Below are 17,686 nucleotides of genomic sequence, written 5' to 3' on the forward strand. Positions count from 1 at the left end.
AAAAATGAAAACAAATTTGTCAGTCATTCCAAGACTTATCGCGCTGGGCGTGGGAATCTTTTTCATCATCGTCTGCCTTAATTGGGCGCTCGGATCGCCGATGACCTTCGGCCTGAGTTCCATGTTCGCCTTGCTTTTCACATTGCTTTACACGTTATGCCTGTACTTCGCGAATGCGGCGGTTTTCAAATATCTCGACAAGCGGTTTGCTGACAACAGGTTTTCGGCCAAGCGCATCGTGTTGGGATTCATCGGTTCGTTCACGGCTTCGTTGCTTGTAATTTTCCTTCTCCGAATTTTCGAGGATGTCGTAATCGAGAGACAGTCGTTCGCGAACTACATTGCGAATGAAAAACCGGGAAATTACATCTTCGCGATCGTCATTACGTTCTTTATTACGCTTGTGGGTTATGCCGTCGGATTTTACAAGGCGTACAAGGAAAACCAGGTCAAACAGCAGAAGATAATCGCGGGTACGGCGTCGGCCCAATTCGAAAGTTTAAAGAACCAGATCGATCCGCATTTCCTGTTCAACAGCTTAAACGTCCTGAGTTCGCTTATCGAAGAAAATCCTGAAAGCGCCCAGAAGTTTACGACTTCACTTTCAAAAGTGTACCGATATGTACTTGAACAAAAGGATAAAGAACTTGTAAGCGTTGAAGAAGAGTTGTCGTTCGCGAAAACATACATGAATTTGCTCAAGATGCGATTCGAAAACAGCTTGTTCTATGAGCTTCCGCCAACACTTCCCGACGGCGACTTGAAGGTCGTTCCGTTGTCGTTGCAACTGCTGCTCGAGAATACGGTGAAACACAATGTCGTGAGCGAGAAGCGGCCGCTGCACATCAGGATTTATGTAGAGGACGATTATTTATGCATACAGAACGACCTGCAAAAGAAAGACGTGCTGCAGGATCGAAAAGGCGTCGGGCTTCAGAACATCGTTAGCCGATACGCCATCATGACGCGCCGCCACGTGCTCGTCGAAGAAAACGAAAAAACATTCACCGTCAAGATTCCGATCCTGACCAAACAGATAACCATTATGGAAACACAAGTAAACGAAGAACAGACAATGTATTACAAGGCGCAAAAAAGGGTCGAGGAAATCAAGGGTTTCTACGGTAACCTCGCGTCGTACATCATCTTCATGGGCGGATTGATGGCCCTGAACCTGATAACGTCGCCCGAGTATTTCTGGTTCCTTTGGCCTGCGATAGGTTGGGGATTGGGCGTCGCCTTCCACGGCATGAAAGTATTCAATTACATGCCGTTTTTGGGTAACGATTGGGAAGAGAAAAAGATCCGCGAGATCATGGACAAAGAGAAAAACAATAAATGGGAATAGTCATGGAAACGCCTAAATTTGAAAAGTCGATCGAGTATCGCAAGGCGCGTAAACAAGCGCGTGAAATAAAAGGATTTTACATCCACGTGATGATGTATTGCCTCGTCATCCCGATACTGATAGCCATCAACCTCATTTTTGTGCCCGATTTCTATTGGTTTCCGTTCTCGATGTTCGGATGGGGAACCGGATTATTGTTTCATGCCATGACGGTCTACAAATACACGCCGTTTCTTGGCCGAAATTGGGAAGACAGGAAAATCCAGCAATTCATCGAAGAAGAGAAAGCCAAACAGAACAAACACAATCAAAACTAAATCATCATGGAAAATCAGTTACAAGACCCGTTGGATCACATGCGTTACGAACGCGCCCGAAAACGCGTGAAGCAGGTTAGCGGCTTTTACAAACACCTCGCGACTTACATTCTCGTGAACCTGTTTATCTTGTCGGAGACGTATTTCGATTTGAAACCGAATGAAGCGTTCCTGACGTTCGACAACTTTTCGGTCGCGTTCTTTTGGGGTTTCGGACTATTGGTTCACGCGTTGAGTACATTCGGGCCGAACGCATTCATGGGCCAGAATTGGGAAGAACGCAAAATCAATGAAATCATGGAGCGCGAAAAAGGGAAAAAGTGGGAATGATCAATTTGTACTATTGGTTTAAGTTATGTAACTCAAATTATTTTATTTCAGAATACTGAATATGAAAACGATAATCATAGAAGATGAAAAACCGGCTGCGAGATTGCTGCAGCGCAAACTTGAAAAACTCGGCATCCCTACCGACGTGATGCTGCATTCGGTCGCCGATGCCGTCGAGTGGTTTTCATCGAACGAACATCCCGATCTGATATTTCTGGACATCCAGTTGTCGGACGGATTGTCGTTCGAAATCTTCGAAACCGTCGAGATAAAAAGTGCGGTAATTTTCACTACAGCTTACGACGAATATGCACTTAAAGCATTTAAATTAAATAGCATAGATTATTTACTTAAACCGATTGATGAAGATGATTTAGAAACAGCCGTGAACAAATTCAAGGCGCGTTTGCCCAAGTCGGAGCCTGCGGGATTCGATTTCGAACAGATCCGGAAAATGCTCGGCAATCCGTTCGATAAAAGTTACAAACAGCGTTTCACGGTAAAGATCGGCCAGCATTTAAAAGTGATTCCCGTGAACGAGATCGAGTGTTTCTTCAGTGAAAACAAGGGAACGTATCTTCATACGTCCGATGGTCGCGACTACCTGATCGACCCGACGCTCGAAGTTATAGAGCAGGAGCTCGACCCAAAACAATTCTTCCGTGTGAGTCGAAAGTTCATCGTTTCCCTTCACGCAAGCCGCGAGATCACCGTATACAGCAATTCGCGTCTAAAGATAATTCCGCCGACGTACAAAGACGATGAGGTGATCGTGAGTCGTGAAAAAGTCAATGATTTCAAGCAATGGCTTGCCTAAAAAGCGAGTTTGTGATGGATCGACAACATCACTTGCGACTTGTTCGAATTCTCAAGCATCTGGTTCATCCAGCCCGCTTGGATCGCAAGGCTTTTGCTGAATCGGAATCCCGCGCCAAGGTAGATTCGGTCGCGATCGAATACGTTTCGCGTGTCGCTCGTCTGCATGCCGTTTATGAAAATCTCGTTGTATAACGCGATGTAAGCCGTGTTTTTTGTTACGGTCGTATGATTTATCGGAATGTCGAGAAAAAGGCAGTAACGGTAGCGTGTGTTGAAATCCCGACCCTCGACGAAGCGCTGTTCGTACCTAAATCGATGGCGAAAGAACAATCTCCAAACATTTTGTGATAAGATCGCCTCCTCGTAGATGCGGTTTTCGCGCACAGGCGAATCGGGTTCGGCGATCGCTTCGGACTGTACGAAAGCGTATCCTGCGGTCATGTTGAAATTGTCGGCAAATGCATATTTCACACCCGATCGCAACAGCAGTTGTTGCATATCGCCTCCGAGATCGTGGTTGCGGTATTGGCCTTCAATATCAAGCGAAAACTTCGAATCTTTCGGCTGTATGTTTCCGAAATAAATATACCAGGCGCCGGTCTTATCGCTTTGTCCGACTGATAGTAGTGGTAAAAACAGCAACGTGAAAATGATGGGATAATGCTTTTTCATGGCGCAAAATTAAGCATTTCAAACCTTTTGAAAAAGAACTGTCCCGAAGCCGAGCGTTATTCTCGGAATCCGGGACAGGTGTTTTTGGTGACTGAATTATCGGAAATCTATTCGAAAAGCGACATGATTTCCTTCTTCGTTTTACCGACTTTTTGCTGCAATCTTCCCCACATTTCATCGTCTTTTCCTTCTTCGTAGGTCAAATCGTCGTCAGTAAGCTCGGCGTATTTTTGTTTGATCTTACCTTTTAGCTCGTTCCAGTTTCCTTTTATTTCAGTTGAATTCGGCATGATGTAGAATTTAAGTTTTACAATTATTTGTCTTGTAAAATTGCGAATTCATAACCGTTTTTATGTTACAGGATTTGGCGATTCGATTGCAGGATTAAAATTTGAATTGCGAAATAATATCTAATTAAATTGTTTAAATAAATTGGCTCAAATAATTAGATTGCAATGTATTAATTATTTGGTATAGATATTTACTATACTGATTTTTCAGTCATTTTCCTCAAAAACCGATGTTCCATCAACATGTAAAATTGCGTTCCGAACAACAATGAAGCGATCACCAGGTGAACCGTTTGCGACCCGAACGGAAATCCGAAATACGCCATCGCCATACCCGACAAAATTTCGACGACGAGCAATCCCATCACCCATTTCATTTTTTCGAATCCCAATACCCGGTTTTTATTTCGCAGGTAAAGAAACAGATTGACAAATAAAACGACGATCGAAAACGAACGGTGGAAATAAAATGACATCGTCGGATTGTCCAGAACGGCCACCATATTTTCATGCCCGACCGATCTTACCTGTTCGTCCACGAATTGCCTGACCTGAGTTCCGAGCACGACCTGGACCAAAGTAAGGACGAGAGCGAAGGCCAACAGGTTTCCAAAATATGAATCGTGTTTTCGGAACGTGAACATGGTTTTGGCCTTTCGGATGATAAACAAAATAATCGCCACGATCACCAAAGCCACGACCATGTGAACCGTGATCTTTATCGGGTTCAATACCGAATACACGACGGTAGCGCCAAGCCACGCCTGAAATCCCATCAAGAATACGGTAAGCCACGACAGCCACACGACCGACGGTTTTTCTTTTCGATATCCGAACGACAACACCGCCATCGCAAACACGAAGATTCCCGCAAGCGCGCCACACAATCGGTTGATGTATTCGATCCATGTGTGCGTCGGGTTAAAAATCGCGTAATCGTGTTTGGTGTACGCGCGGAAATTGTCGGGATTATACGTTTCAGATGTCATGACGTCTGATTTCGCGACCCAAAGCCCTTCGTCCTTTATGATGACTTGCCCGGCCTCGAACGACTTATTGGGTCGCCAGGTCAATTGTTCCTGATCAGTCGGGGGAATATAGTATCCGAAGCATTTCGGCCAATCGGGACAGCCCATTCCGGAACCCGTCATGCGAACGAGCGCGCCCGCAATAATTACTAGATAAACGAGAACTAAACTTGTTTTCGCAATGGGAAGAAAATAGTGTTTCATGGTAATGTTGGGTTTCCGATGTCGTTGATTTCTTCGTCAGACGAGATTTTAGATAGTTTACGAATGGCGATTATCCTGCAAATTTCCGATGAAATCAGCATTAAAAACATGACAAATATCGTCAGCGTTGCTGAAAGAAGGATTTGGCTATGTGCGATATGCCGAAATATCGATTCGTTGTAAGGGGCGGCGAACAGCACGGCCAAAATCCCAAATGCGAGCACAAGGCCGCCAAAGCTCGCGAAAAATCCGAACCAACGAAATCTCGAAGCGCTTACGACATACCGTTTCGACGTGAGATGCCATCGCCACACACAGGCTGCGAGTGTCAAGATCATCAGGATCACTGCGAGAATATCGAGCTGCTTGTCAGTCATTGATCGTTGTTTTCTGAGCCGATGAGATCGATTTCGAAATGTCGGCTTTTCAAATTTTTAGCCTTTTTACGATTGCGGATTGATTCCGAAACGGCGATGATCGCAAATCCCATCGTGACCGAAACGAAAATCACGTTAGCCAACTGCAAATCCGTGTCGTGATAAAACCTACTGACGAAAGGCGTTTCCATCAGCAAAAAATGCAGCCCACCGAATAAAAAGAATGAAACGGTAAATAGCAACAATCCGAGTAAAAAAGGCAGGATTTTATTACCGCCGAATCGAAATCCGAATGAAATCCAACGAAACATGCAAAACGCGAAAACCGCGACTATCGTTCCGAGAAAAATCCATTCGATTCCCATATTACGCTTTTTTAAGTCCCAAACCTTCCGCTTTTTTAAGCACGAACGCCAAGGCGGCATCGTATTCGTTCGGAATTTCTCCTTCCAGAATCGCCTCTTTCACGGCTTCCTTCAAAACCCCGATCTCGCGAGACGGCTTGATGTTGAAGATCTCCATGATTTCCTCTCCCGATATCGGCGGTTGGAACTGTCGCACGTGGTCGCGTTCCTCGACTTCGACGATTTTTTGTCGGACGATCGTGAAATTGTCGTGGTATTTCTTGAATTTTCTCGGGTTTTTGGTCGTGATGTCGGCCTCGCAAAGCGTCATGAGGTTTTCGACATCTTCTCCGGCGTCGAAAATCAAGCGTCGAACGGCCGAATCGGTGACGATATCTTCCGATAAAACGATCGGGCGCGAACTCATCGAAACCATTTTCTGCACGAATTTCATCTTGTGGTTGAGCGGCATGTGAAGGCGTTCAAACAGCTTCTTAACCATTTTTCCACCTACGAATTCGTGTCCGTGGAACGACCAGCCATTCTTCTTATGGTGGCGTTTCGTGGGCGCTTTCCCGATGTCGTGCAACAACGCGCTCCAACGCAGCCAAACGTCGCTCGTATTCGGGACAATGTTGTCGACGACTTCGAGCGTGTGATAAAAATTGTCCTTGTGTGTTTGCCCTTCGGATTCGTCGACGCCTTGAAGCGCAGTCAATTCGGGCAAAATGATATGCAACAATCCGGTATGGTGCAGCAATAAAAAACCCACCGATGGTCTCTTCGTCATCAAAATCTTGTTCAATTCCTCGACGATGCGTTCGCCTGAAATGATGTTGATGCGTTCCTTGTTTCTCGAAATCGCATCCAATGATTCCTTTTCGATGTCGAACCCAAGTTGGGCCGCGAAACGGATGCCGCGCAACATTCGCAGCGGATCGTCGGAATAGGTGATATCAGGATTCAAAGGCGTTTTAATGATGCGATTTTCGAGATCGCGCAGGCCGTCGAACGGATCGAGTAACTCGCCGTAGGTTTTTTCATTGAGCGACAAAGCTAGCGCGTTTATCGTGAAATCGCGTCGGTTTTGGTCGTCTTCGAGCGTGCCGTTTTCGACCGACGGTTTGCGGCTGTCCTCGGTGTACGATTCTTTGCGCGCGCCGACGAACTCGATTTCGGTGTCGTCGAAACGAAGCATCGCGGTTCCGAAGTTTTTGAAGATTTGGACTTTGGGTTTATTGGGAAGTAATTCTGAAACCTTTAACGCCAAATCGATTCCGGAACCGATGGCGACGATGTCGATGTCTTTTTTGAAATCGCGTTTGAGCAGAAAATCCCTGACGAAACCGCCGATGACGTAGCTTTCAATGCCGAGTTCGGCCGACGCTTTGGATACGATCGGGAAGATTTTATGGGTCAGGGCTTGGATGTAGTTGGTGTTTGCCACAGAGATTTATTTTGCTGGAGCGGTGTTTTATTTTGCCACAGATTCACAGATTTTTAGCGCTTGCGTTTTTTTGGCCACGGATACACGGATTTTCACGGATGACGCAGATTTAAAGCTTCGCTTTTTTTATTTATATTTTTATCTTCAAGATGACTTCATCAATAAATTATTCTTTCGAGTTCTAGATTTTCTCTACTAAAATTTGCGAGCAAGGCTAACTTGTTTTTAGAAACTTTCAGATAATTTATGCATTGCGCTTTGTGGGCAGCACTGATTTTGTCGCAGGATTTAATTTCGAGGACAATTTTGCCGAACAACACAAAATCCGCATAAAACTTATGTTTTAAAACCTGACCTTTATAGTCGACAACATATTCTCTTTCGCGTTCAAAATCAATTTGTTGTAAAGTCAGTTCGTGTTCAATAGCGTCTTTGTAAACGACTTCCGAAAAACCACTTCCCAAATTGTTATAGACTTCAAACAAAATTCCTCGAATCCTGTAAGTTTCTTCCTCGTAAACTAATGGCATATAAAAAAGTATTTGGCGTATAATATGTAAAATTAAACTAAGAAAACGTCCGAAGGACGAAATCCGTGCAATCCGTGAAAATCCGTGTATCCGTGGCCAAAAAAAAGAAGCGAAGCGTCAAATCCGCGGCCAAAACTATTTCCTTATAATCTTTACCTGCAAATCACTCCCCAACTTAATGATAGTCGACGAACGGCCGCCCGTTTTTTCGCGGTTCAAATTTACGACATAGTCCACGCTACCAACAATTTCCTTACTGATTTCTTTAAACGACATCGGCGTCGGCTGTCCCGAAATATTCGCCGAAGTCGACACCAGCGGCTTTTTCATGCGTTCCATCAACTTAAAACAAAACGGCTCGGTCACGATGCGCATCCCGAGCGAATTATCTTCGGCGATCAGGTTTTTCGCCACGTTTCGCGGGTTGTCCAAAATCAGCGTCGTCGGCTTTTCAGAAAGGTCGAGGATTTGGAACGCGACTTCAGGAACTTCCTTGAACACGTTGTATAACATGCGGTCGCCGTTCATCAACACGATCATGCTTTTGCTTTCCTCTCGCTGTTTCAGCTTGTATATTTTAGAAACGGCTTCAACATTCGTCGCGTCGCACCCGATTCCCCAAACCGTGTCGGTCGGATATAAAATAATGCCGCCATTTTGGATCACTTCAAATGCGTTGTGGACTTCTTTTGCGATATCTTCCATTACTTGAAATTATAGATGCCGAGAGCTTTTTTGATCGTTTTGCTAAGCACTTTGTACTTCACGATCCATTTATTTTTGAGTGAAAGTTTGAGCCATTCGCGATGCGGGAGCAGATTTTCGGAAATAAACTTCGAAATTTCATCGGAAACGATAAAGTCCGACTTCAATTTCTCCCATTTCACATTGTCGTACCCGTTGAAATTATTGACTTTGTTCTTCTCATGGATCACCGCGATCCAAAGGCGTTTGTGCGTGACCTGCGTGATCCGACGTTCTTTTTTCCAGATGTTGTGGTCGTTCGACCAGATGGTCTGCGGGTTGTCGTTCTTCTCGATCAGGCTGATGAACGGATTGAAAATATGCTCCTTTTTACCGAGCATGACAGTCGGTTTGACTTGGAGCGAATAGCCTTTTATGACATCGATCACGCGATATTCCTGCTGTTTGAACTGCTTTTGTATCTCCGAAATAAAATCCTTGTGGATCGTATCGTCATTGTCGATGCGCGACGTGATCAAATACGGTTTCGACTGTGAATGTTGCGAAATGTACGTTTGGATTTCCGGGTAGAAAGCGCCCATCCCGTCGATATAAAACACGAAAATATTGTCGTGACCATTTACGAGCTCGGCGATTTCCGTCTTGTAATTTTGAGGAGTAGTGACGTCGAAATAAAGCAGCCACTTGAAATTTTTGGTCGATTGCGCGGCTACCGATGGAAAGCAAAAGTTGCGGAACAACCACAAACGATCGTGCATCCATTCGTCCGTGAGCAGGCTTTCGTTGTTTTTGGTAACGGCCCATTCCGGATTGCGAAGGTTGAATCGCGTAATTAAATAATGGTCGAATTGATCAGACATTCAAATAATCAAATGCTTTTTTGGCAAAGGTAAGGTTTGTTTGCCTGCAATCGTCAAGCACGCCCGAATACGATTGCACTTTTTTGATATCGTTTTGCCAATTCGCGAAACTCGAGATCACGGGTTGGTATTTAAAATCGTAAAATTTGGATGAATTCGGGATTACGAGCACTTTTTTGCCAAGCATCAAACTCCAATACATCGCGTGATAGGAATCGGTTAGCACGGTGTCGGTTTGGCCGATGAAACGCACGACATCCTCGAAAACCGCGTTGTTCGCCGTAGACGGAAAGGCTTCAAACTGCTTCTGGACTTTGGCGTCGGTCAAGGTTTTCTTGTGGAAGATGATGCCGATTTCGTTCTCGACTTCCCACGTTTTATCGAAGATCGGATGCATGCAACTCGCGCACGGCACCCATTCTTCCTTCATGCCGTAATCGCGCACGCCGACAAGTCCGAATTTGGATGTGTCGACATTATAACTTTTTATTTTTCCGAACGTCGACGGGCTTTTAGCATTGTGGCCCAAACCCCAAAGCACGGTTTTCTTGCCTTTTGCGCCGAGTTCTTCAAACAATTTCATCTGCAGATCGAAACCTTCGCGATTGAGCAATCCGCCGCCACCGATAATCAGCGAATTCTGCGTGATCTTCTCAAACCAAATGTCGCGAATTTCCTTGTCTTCGCGCTTGTAATCGAAAATGTCGAGATATTTCCCGGTCAAATTATCGAAATAATGATGCACGCCGCAATAATAATCCCCGATGTTCGTGGGATCGTACCGATGCAGATTCACGACGTCAATATTGTTTTGGACAGGCGATTTTAAAATGCGCGAGATGACTTCCTTTTTTCGGGCCGAACGGTTGAAGTGGGAGAAGGTAGATTGGAGGAAGTTCGTGATGCCCATTTTTGGTTGATGCGTTGATGCGTTTATTTTATTTCGCTGCGCTCCATACTGTTCGGCTGCGCCTCGGGTGTTTATTTGAGTCGTTGTCTTCCGTTGGACGTTTGCGTCGTTCGAAATTCGTTGTTCGTTAATCGTCATTCGACATTAAAACCATAATACGATTCGTTGATGCGCATTTTTTGTTTAATCGTTTAATTGTTTATTTTATTTCGCTGCGCTCCATACTGTTCGGCTGCGCCTCGGGTGTTTATTTGAATCGGTGTCTTCCGTTGGACGTTTGCGTCGTTCGAAATTCGTTGTTCGACATTCAAAAATCATAATAATAATTTCCGATTCAAAATTTGCCATTCAATCTAGTATAACGAACCAAAATTACCGATTGTTGAACGTCGAATCCGCGTTAGGGATACAAGTGGAAATCCTTTTTAGCGTCCTGCAAGGTTTTCAAAACCTTGTAGGTATGGTAAAAAGCTTGGAACGGTAGCCCGGCGACGGCGAACCGTTTCATCATTTAAACTTACGATTTCCCGCCGGCGCAACGCCCAAATCTTTGACGAATGACAAACGATGAATGACAAACGGTGAACTTTTGATGAGCACTAAAACTAATGACCGAAGCGCGAAATTTAACGGATTCAAGTCCTTCATCGTTCGTCATTCGTCTTTCGTCAAATTCTTCGCCATTCAAATTTCGTCAAAAGTAAACCATAATATTTGAACCCTAAAATGCAATTGGTTACTTTTGTGAGGCAATACACCAATTTAAATGAAGCACGTCATTCACCCCGAATTCCAAAGCAAATCGGCCGCGATCGAGAAAATCATCGGCGGGTTTGCGAAAAACGGGACGTTGTTTGGCGACGGAAAGCGCAACACCATCAAGCTTTTCGACCTCGACGGACGCACGATAAACGTGAAATCGTTCCAGGTGCCGAATTTGGTGAACCGAATCGTCTATAATTTTTTCCGACGATCAAAGGCCGAACGTTCGTACGAATTCGCGAACCGACTGCTTGAAAAAGGCATCGGAACGCCGCAACCTGTCGGCTATTTCGAGAATTTCGAGAATTTGTTGTTGTCGGACAGTTACTATATAAGTGAACATCTGCAGTGCGATCTGACGTTCCGCGAATTGATCACCGATCCCGACTATCCCGAACACGACATCATCTTGCGCCAATTCGTACAGTTCAGTTATAACCTGCACGAGAACGGCATCGAATTTTTGGATCACACACCAGGAAACACGCTCATCAAGAAGATCGACGACGGCAGATACGAGTTCTTCCTCGTCGATTTGAACCGAATGACATTCCACAAATCCATGTCGCTCGACCAACGCATCAACAACCTTTCGAAACTCACCTCGAAACGTGAAATGATTGATGTGATGAGCGACGAATATGCGAAACTTTACGGAAAATCGCACGACGAAATTCTCAAACTCATGCTGCGCCAAACGGAATTGCACCGCAACCGCTTCTTGCGCAAACGCCGCATCAAGAAAATGTTATTGCTTAGAAAATGAAGGCATCGGTAATCATGAGCACGTACAATTCTGAGGAATGGCTTGAAAAGGTCATTTGGGGATTCAGCGTGCAGAGCGAACTCGACTTCGAAATCATCATCGCCGACGACGGTTCGAAACCCAAAACCAAGGAATTGCTCGATTTGCTTCGCACGAAGATCTCGATGCCGCTCATCCACGTTTGGCAGGAAGACAACGGTTTCCAGAAATCGCAGATACTGAACAAGGCGATTGTCGCGGCGAGCACCGATTATTTGATTTTCACCGACGGCGATTGCATTCCGAGAAAAGACTTCGTGGAAACGCATTTGAAGTTCCGTGAGAAAGGTTATTTCCTTTCAGGCGGCTATTTTATGTTGCCGATGAATATTTCAAAAGCGATTTCGAAAGACGATATTTTGTTCCAGAATTGCTTCGATATCAAGTGGCTTTTATCGGAAGGTTTGCCAAAGTCGTTCAAGAACAACAAACTCACCGCGAAAGGCGCGTGGGCGTCGTTCCTGAATTTTGTAACGCCGACGAAAGCGACCTGGAACGGACACAACGCTTCAGGTTGGAAAGAGGATCTGGTCGCAATCAACGGTTTCAACCAGGAAATGCAGTACGGCGGACAGGATCGTGAACTCGGGGAACGCTTATTCAACAAAGGCTTGAAGGCGAAACAGATTCGCTATTCGGCAATCGTGGTTCACTTGGATCACGCGAGAGGTTATGTGAATGAGGCGACTTGGAAGAAGAACTTTGGGATTCGGGAGAATACGAGGAAGAACAAGGTCGTTAAAACGCCGGTTGGGATTGACTCTAATAACTGACTGAGATTTCTCTTTTTTGCAGCGGATTTTTTATGTCCTAGATTAGACTTGATTTTTTAGCCACGGATGCACGGATTTTCACGGATAAGTTTGTGACACGCTACTTTTGCAAGATTTTTAATCGCAAGGTTTAATTACTCAGAGCTGCGCCTTTTTATTAAGCCACAGATTGCTTCGCCAGATCGCTACGCTCGGGTCACAGATTTTCTCACTGCGGCGCTAAAAATTAACTTCGCTTAAGAATTTTCATAGATTTACTTACTTTGCCGCTAAAACTTATTTCGTATGCGCTTTCACAGGTTTGTAGTTTGAAAAAAGTAAAAAAAATCCTCTAAATCAAAGAAGCGAAGCATCAAAAATCTGTGAATCTGTGGCTAAAAAAATCAGCGGCAAGTATTTCAGTTATTATCAAGATAATTTTTTAGCTCCGGCAATACCAACTCCGGCCCAAATTCCCCATACAAATCCATCGCCTTTTCCTTCATTTCCTTCGCCGATTTATTCCCGTAAAGTTCCGGCTTGAAATCCTTCAAATGAACCGAAACGTTGTGAACGCCATCATCAAACGCGTTCCAGGCTTCCTTTTTAATCCACGTCGAAAAAATCGTAAACGTCGGTTTACCCAAAGCTTTCGCCATATTCACCGCTCCGCCTTCATTCCCGATGAGCGCATCGCAATGATATGTCAATGCCAGAAACTCGCGAATACTGCCCGGAACGATATGGAATTTTATATTTTCCTGCGTTTCAGGTTTGCACAGATCGAAAATTTCGCGCGCCTGTTTTTCCTGTATCGGAATGTAATTGAATAGCAAAGTTGCATTTGTCTTCGCCACGATCTCGTCGAGCAGTTTCGCCATATACGCGAACGGATACGTTTTGTTGTCTCCGCTTCCGAGCACGCCGATCATGTATAATTTCTTCGACAAATCTATGTTGTGGCTTTCGAGCAACGACTTTCCGTCAATAATTTCTTTGTCGGTGAGCCAGATTTTTGGTCGGTTGTCGAGCGGTTTGTCGGTCAAGGATTTCAAAAGCAACAATCGGTTTTCGATCGCCAAGCCCGCATTCGTATCGGGTTTCGACTTTTCGCGAATCGTTTCATCGTACACGAATCTGGTGTACGATTTATGGAATCCGATCTTGGTTTTCGCGCCCGAAACTCCGACTACGAGATTGCTTTCGAGTTTTCCATAAGCGTCGATGACCAAATCGTATTTCGTTTTTCGGATCGAAACCAAAAACTTCAAGAACGTTTTTTTGCTCTTTCGGAATTCGTCTTTAAACAAGATCAAGTTGTCGATATTCGGATTGCCTTCGACGACCGGCCGCGTGAACGGATAGATCAAGTAATCGATCTGCGCCTCGGGATAGATCGTGCGCAAATTGTTGCAGATGATCGACGAGGCCAAAACGTCGCCGATCATTTTTTGCTGTATGACAAGAATTTTTTTCAAGGTAAAGGCGGCGGCATTTGGCGTTCGATCAGCACGCGCTCGATGGCGGCGACTTCTTTCTCAGGCAAATGTCCTGAGTTTTTCATCGCGATCAATTCGTCCGATGATAAACTCGAATACAACTGCCGCAGATATTCCTTCTCGTCGTCGGTCTCATTCAACTCCTGATTTTTCTCGATTTCACGATCGAGGTGTTTTGCGATCGACTTCCGATAGACGAAAACCAACGTGAGCAAAGCGGCAATCACGATTACTACGGGTAGCGTTGACGTCATTTAATTAATAATTAATAATGAATAATGAATAATTCACAAGTGGGTTGAAACGGGGATAACGATTCGATTAACAAATTTTAGAGTAATTATTCATTATTCATTATTCATTATTCATTACTCATTATTCACTATTCATTAATAATTATCAATTAAACCGCAACATCATACTCCCGCAACGCCTCATTCAAACTCGTCTTCAAATCGGTCGACGGTTTGCGTTTCCCGATGATAAGTGCGCAAGGCACCTGGAATTCCCCAGCCGCGAATTTTTTCGTGTAACTCCCCGGAATCACGACCGAACGAGCCGGTACGATCCCTTTCATCTCGACAGGGAAATCTCCTGTGACGTCGATGATTTTGGTCGATGCGGTCAGGCAGACGTTTGCACCCAAAACAGCTTCGGTTTCCACGCGCACGCCTTCGACGACGATGCAACGCGACCCGATAAATGCGCCATCCTCGATGATCACGGGCGATGCCTGCAATGGTTCGAGAACGCCACCGATCCCGACGCCGCCGCTCAAATGGACATTCTTTCCGATTTGCGCGCAGCTTCCGACGGTTGCCCAGGTGTCGACCATCGTGCCTTCGTCTACATAGGCGCCGATGTTCACATAGCTCGGCATTAGGATCACACCTTTTGAAATATAACAACCGTGACGCGCGACCGCATTCGGAACGACACGGATTCCTTTCTCGGCGTAATTGCGTTTCAACGGGATTTTATCATGGTATTCGAAGATTCCGGCTTCGAGCGTTTCCATTTTTTGGATCGGGAAATACAACACGACGCCTTTTTTGACCCATTCGTTTACTTGCCAGCCATCGAGTGTTGGTTCGGCGACGCGCAACGTTCCTTCGTCGAGCAAATCGACTACTTTTCTAATCGCGGCAAGGGTTTCAGGTTGTTGTAAAAGGGAACGGTCTTCCCAGGCTTTTTCGATGGTTTCGCGCAAATGGTTCATTCGTGTTTGTTTTTTACAAATATAGTGGCAATTTGGGAAGATAGGAAATGCGGGCAATTTTTAGGAATGCCGACTGGGCGGAAAGGCGCGGATTCGGAAGATTTTAGTTTGGAATGTCAATTTATCCTGATGCTTTGAATTATGCCTGCATCCGTTTTCTTTTCATACGAAACGGAAAATTTTCTGTTCAGCAGCAATTTTTTCGACGTAAAATCTTTCTCGTCGGTCAAATCGGAATTTAGAAATCGGCAAAAATCAGCGCCTTTCCGACCAATCTGCGTTCCTTAAAATACAACGTTTACCCAAAGTCATAAAACGATCACCGTCAGACAAATCGCTATTTTTAAAGTTCAGTTTTAAATCAACCATCATGAAACCAAAAATGATCTGGGCGAACCTCGCCATCAAAGACATCGATCGAACCACGAAATTCTACACCGATTTGGGATTCGAATTCCAAGGCAAGCAAACGGCGGGCGGATTGACGAGTTTCTATTTCGGCAAAGACAATTTCGTAATCAATTTTTTCCTCAACGATAAATTCGAAAACAACAATCACATAAAAGCCGTTGATGCGAGTAAGGAGAATGAGATTTTATTCAGTCTTTCGGCCGACAGTAAGGAAGAAGTCGATGGATATTACCAAGAAGTGAAAAGAGTCGGAGCAACAATCTACGCCGAGCCTGAAGTTTTTGAAAAAGGCTATACGTTCGGTTTCGCCGATCCTGACGGACATAAGTTTAATGTGTTGTACTGGCCGGGGATGTAATTTGGGGCTTTTTCGAAGTTACGACGTGATTCGAAATCCTATAAAAAAGACCCTGACAGGGTATCGATTAACCATTTGTAAATTAATGGTTTACATCTATTTTCAGTCCTGTTTAACCAAAGCATCTATTTTCGTTCCCACCCAATTTCCAATTATTACCCACGTTAACCGAAAAAAAAATTACCCGGTCTCAAAGCTCACATCGCAAACGGCGGACAACGGCAATAGAAACGAATTTCTAAGAGTCTAACATTTTACGCGAACATCGGTCTAACGAAAAATAACAATAAAAATAAAAATAGATAATAAAAAAACGGACCGCAGCCAGCACGCAATTACTGCTAAGTTGTTGGGGAATTCATAATAGTAAGATGAAAAGCCACGCGCTTTCGCGAATCCGTTTTAGGGAATTTTCGGATCAATCGACATCGGCGTACATTTCACGCGTCTTCGGGATCAAAGGCGAATTGAAATCGACTTCGAAACGTTTGCCTTCGCAGTACAAAAACATGCGTTGGTTCGAGATGAGCGTGACCGTAACCTCTTGCTGCATCTGGTCTTTACAGATGTAGACGACGCCATTGTTGGGCAGATCTGTTTTTTTGACGACCGACAGCTTGTAGACGCGGTCGATATGGAATTCGATCTTTTCGTCAGAGAAATACGCCTTGCGCAAATTCACGCGCTGCGGTTTGTTCCACTGCAGGTTCGAATTTCCTGTCTTGTAGCCGGTAAATGAAAGTTCCTTCGATTGCGCCTCAACTGCAATCGCGGCAAACACTGCGAACAGCGTCAATACATGTCTGGTGGTCATTTAGGTTCGTTTGGGTTTGGTAATAACGAACTTTTTTTCAAAGTATTTTATTTTCCGATTGTTAAAGTTGTAATTCCGCATGCGAATTGTGAAATCAATACGAATTCGTTTTTCGTATTTTTGAAGGAACACTCACCATTATGAAAGACAATTTCTCAGCGCAAGCGGTATCTTACGCTCAATTCAGGCCGGGTTATCCCGATGCGCTAATCGATTATATCACTTCATTTGTTCCTGAAAAAGACATCGCGCTTGACCTCGCGACAGGAAACGGACAGGTCGCCAAGAAATTAGCGCCACATTTCAAAAAGGTATTTGCCACCGACATCAGCGAGAAACAACTCGAGAACGCCGCCCAGGCCGACAACATCGTTTACAAAAAAGAACCCGCCGAACATACGTCTTTTGAAGACAATACATTTAACTTGATAACCGTCGCGCAAGCCGTGCATTGGTTCGACTTCTCGGTGTTTTACAAAGAGGCGTACCGAATATTGAAACCCGACGGTGTGTTTGCTGCGCTCGGCTACGGACTGTTCTCGACGAACGAGCGCACCGATAAAATCCTGCGTCATTATTATTACGACATCGTCGGCCCGTATTGGGATGCCGAGCGAAAACACATAGACGCGCGTTATCGCACGATCCCATTCCCGTTCAAGGAAATCGAGACCGTGGATTGGAGTGAGAGTTTCGTCTGGACGTTCGAGCAATTGACGGGTTATCTCGAGACATGGTCGGCGACACAGCATTACAAAAAGAAAACCGGCATCAATCCCGTCGATTTGATTAGGCATGAACTGTCGTTGGTTTGGCCCACGACGAACATGAAGGTCACATTCCCGTTGTTGTTGCGCATAGGCCGCCCATTCACGAAATTCTGAT

Annotated in this window: 22 protein-coding genes; 8 read left to right on the forward strand and 14 right to left on the reverse strand. The window is 44.9% G+C overall.

The genetic code is table 11. The features are described from left to right. Window positions 1–4 precede the first annotated feature (4 nt). The 4 genes from EOO50_RS12405 to EOO50_RS12420 all read left to right on the forward strand — a co-directional run bounded on the left by EOO50_RS12405 (window position 5) and on the right by EOO50_RS12420 (window position 2,812). Window positions 5–1,348 carry a 2TM domain-containing protein gene (locus EOO50_RS12405; protein ID WP_290840587.1) on the forward strand — a complete coding sequence of 448 codons (1,344 nt, stop codon included), beginning with the start codon at window positions 5–7 and terminating at the stop codon, window positions 1,346–1,348. Between the two features lie 2 nt (window positions 1,349–1,350). After that, a complete protein-coding gene (locus tag EOO50_RS12410) occupies window positions 1,351–1,665 on the forward strand; it encodes a 2TM domain-containing protein (RefSeq protein WP_290840588.1) in 315 nt (104 codons plus the stop codon). Window positions 1,666–1,671: 6 nt separating this feature from the next. Then, window positions 1,672–1,995 (forward strand): 2TM domain-containing protein, encoded by a 324-nt coding sequence (locus tag EOO50_RS12415; RefSeq protein WP_290840589.1) that lies wholly within the window; start codon window positions 1,672–1,674, stop codon window positions 1,993–1,995. Window positions 1,996–2,056: 61 nt separating this feature from the next. Then, the gene (locus EOO50_RS12420; RefSeq protein ID WP_290840590.1) at window positions 2,057–2,812 is read left to right on the forward strand and encodes a LytTR family DNA-binding domain-containing protein; all 756 of its coding nucleotides are present in this window, start codon (window positions 2,057–2,059) and stop codon (window positions 2,810–2,812) included. Here EOO50_RS12420 and EOO50_RS12425 read toward each other — a convergent pair. The 10 genes from EOO50_RS12425 to EOO50_RS12470 form a co-directional block, all read right to left on the reverse strand. After that, entirely contained in the window at window positions 2,809–3,486 is a 678-nt protein-coding gene (locus EOO50_RS12425) for a DUF2490 domain-containing protein (protein ID WP_290840591.1), read from the reverse strand. The two genes, EOO50_RS12420 and EOO50_RS12425, sit on opposite strands and share 4 nt — an antisense overlap. 107 nt (window positions 3,487–3,593) lie before the next feature. Then, on the reverse strand, window positions 3,594–3,776 hold the full coding sequence (locus EOO50_RS12430; RefSeq protein WP_290840592.1) for a CsbD family protein: 183 nt from the start codon (window positions 3,774–3,776) through the stop codon (window positions 3,594–3,596). 194 nt (window positions 3,777–3,970) lie between these two features. Then, on the reverse strand, window positions 3,971–5,008 hold the full coding sequence (locus EOO50_RS12435) for a COX15/CtaA family protein (RefSeq protein ID WP_290840593.1): 1,038 nt from the start codon (window positions 5,006–5,008) through the stop codon (window positions 3,971–3,973). Then, window positions 5,005–5,385 (reverse strand): hypothetical protein, encoded by a 381-nt coding sequence (locus EOO50_RS12440; RefSeq protein ID WP_290840594.1) that lies wholly within the window; start codon window positions 5,383–5,385, stop codon window positions 5,005–5,007. Before EOO50_RS12440 ends, EOO50_RS12435 begins: the two co-directional genes overlap by 4 nt. Beyond that, window positions 5,382–5,750 carry a hypothetical protein gene (locus EOO50_RS12445; protein WP_290840595.1) on the reverse strand — a complete coding sequence of 123 codons (369 nt, stop codon included), beginning with the start codon at window positions 5,748–5,750 and terminating at the stop codon, window positions 5,382–5,384. The genes EOO50_RS12440 and EOO50_RS12445 overlap by 4 nt, the downstream gene beginning before the upstream one ends. Window position 5,751: 1 nt before the next feature. Next, on the reverse strand, window positions 5,752–7,176 hold the full coding sequence (locus EOO50_RS12450) for an HD domain-containing protein (protein WP_290840596.1): 1,425 nt from the start codon (window positions 7,174–7,176) through the stop codon (window positions 5,752–5,754). A 158-nt stretch (window positions 7,177–7,334) separates the two neighbouring features. Then, window positions 7,335–7,706 (reverse strand): GxxExxY protein, encoded by a 372-nt coding sequence (locus EOO50_RS12455; protein ID WP_290840597.1) that lies wholly within the window; start codon window positions 7,704–7,706, stop codon window positions 7,335–7,337. Window positions 7,707–7,841: 135 nt separating this feature from the next. After that, complete coding sequence (locus tag EOO50_RS12460) at window positions 7,842–8,411, reverse strand: L-threonylcarbamoyladenylate synthase (protein ID WP_290840598.1); 570 nt, start codon at window positions 8,409–8,411, stop codon at window positions 7,842–7,844. Further along, window positions 8,411–9,271: a glycosyltransferase gene (locus EOO50_RS12465; protein WP_290840599.1), complete on the reverse strand. Its 861-nt coding sequence runs from the start codon at window positions 9,269–9,271 to the stop codon at window positions 8,411–8,413. The genes EOO50_RS12460 and EOO50_RS12465 overlap by 1 nt, the downstream gene beginning before the upstream one ends. Continuing rightward, a complete protein-coding gene (locus EOO50_RS12470) occupies window positions 9,264–10,181 on the reverse strand; it encodes a polysaccharide pyruvyl transferase family protein (RefSeq protein ID WP_290840600.1) in 918 nt (305 codons plus the stop codon). The genes EOO50_RS12465 and EOO50_RS12470 overlap by 8 nt, the downstream gene beginning before the upstream one ends. A gap of 766 nt (window positions 10,182–10,947) precedes the next feature. Here EOO50_RS12470 and EOO50_RS12475 point away from each other — a divergent pair. Together EOO50_RS12475 and EOO50_RS12480 are read left to right on the forward strand one after the other, a co-directional pair. Further along, window positions 10,948–11,709: a Kdo domain containing protein gene (locus tag EOO50_RS12475; protein ID WP_290840601.1), complete on the forward strand. Its 762-nt coding sequence runs from the start codon at window positions 10,948–10,950 to the stop codon at window positions 11,707–11,709. Beyond that, entirely contained in the window at window positions 11,706–12,521 is an 816-nt protein-coding gene (locus EOO50_RS12480) for a glycosyltransferase family 2 protein (RefSeq protein WP_290840602.1), read from the forward strand. Before EOO50_RS12475 ends, EOO50_RS12480 begins: the two co-directional genes overlap by 4 nt. A 398-nt stretch (window positions 12,522–12,919) precedes the next feature. On the opposite strand, the gene EOO50_RS12485 is transcribed toward EOO50_RS12480, so the two are convergent. From EOO50_RS12485 to EOO50_RS12495, 3 genes are all read right to left on the reverse strand, one after another. Then, window positions 12,920–13,948: a glycosyltransferase family 9 protein gene (locus EOO50_RS12485; protein WP_290840603.1), complete on the reverse strand. Its 1,029-nt coding sequence runs from the start codon at window positions 13,946–13,948 to the stop codon at window positions 12,920–12,922. Between the two features lie 26 nt (window positions 13,949–13,974). Continuing rightward, window positions 13,975–14,253: a hypothetical protein gene (locus EOO50_RS12490; RefSeq protein ID WP_290840604.1), complete on the reverse strand. Its 279-nt coding sequence runs from the start codon at window positions 14,251–14,253 to the stop codon at window positions 13,975–13,977. Between the two features lie 149 nt (window positions 14,254–14,402). Next, window positions 14,403–15,218, reverse strand: coding sequence for a 2,3,4,5-tetrahydropyridine-2,6-dicarboxylate N-succinyltransferase (locus tag EOO50_RS12495; protein ID WP_290840605.1), 816 nt, complete (start codon window positions 15,216–15,218; stop codon window positions 14,403–14,405). A 370-nt stretch (window positions 15,219–15,588) separates the two neighbouring features. Here EOO50_RS12495 and EOO50_RS12500 point away from each other — a divergent pair, with 370 nt between their 5' ends. Then, window positions 15,589–15,987 (forward strand): VOC family protein, encoded by a 399-nt coding sequence (locus EOO50_RS12500; RefSeq protein ID WP_290840606.1) that lies wholly within the window; start codon window positions 15,589–15,591, stop codon window positions 15,985–15,987. A 418-nt stretch (window positions 15,988–16,405) separates the two neighbouring features. Here the strand turns inward: EOO50_RS12500 and EOO50_RS12505 are convergent, their stop codons facing one another. Then, window positions 16,406–16,801: a hypothetical protein gene (locus tag EOO50_RS12505; RefSeq protein WP_290840607.1), complete on the reverse strand. Its 396-nt coding sequence runs from the start codon at window positions 16,799–16,801 to the stop codon at window positions 16,406–16,408. Window positions 16,802–16,941: 140 nt separating this feature from the next. Here EOO50_RS12505 and EOO50_RS12510 point away from each other — a divergent pair, with 140 nt between their 5' ends. Further along, a complete protein-coding gene (locus tag EOO50_RS12510; RefSeq protein WP_290840608.1) occupies window positions 16,942–17,685 on the forward strand; it encodes a class I SAM-dependent methyltransferase in 744 nt (247 codons plus the stop codon). Window position 17,686 lies beyond the last annotated feature (1 nt).

The sequence above is a fragment of the Flavobacterium sp. genome, from assembly GCF_004211145.1.
Lineage (GTDB): Bacteria > Bacteroidota > Bacteroidia > Flavobacteriales > Flavobacteriaceae > Flavobacterium.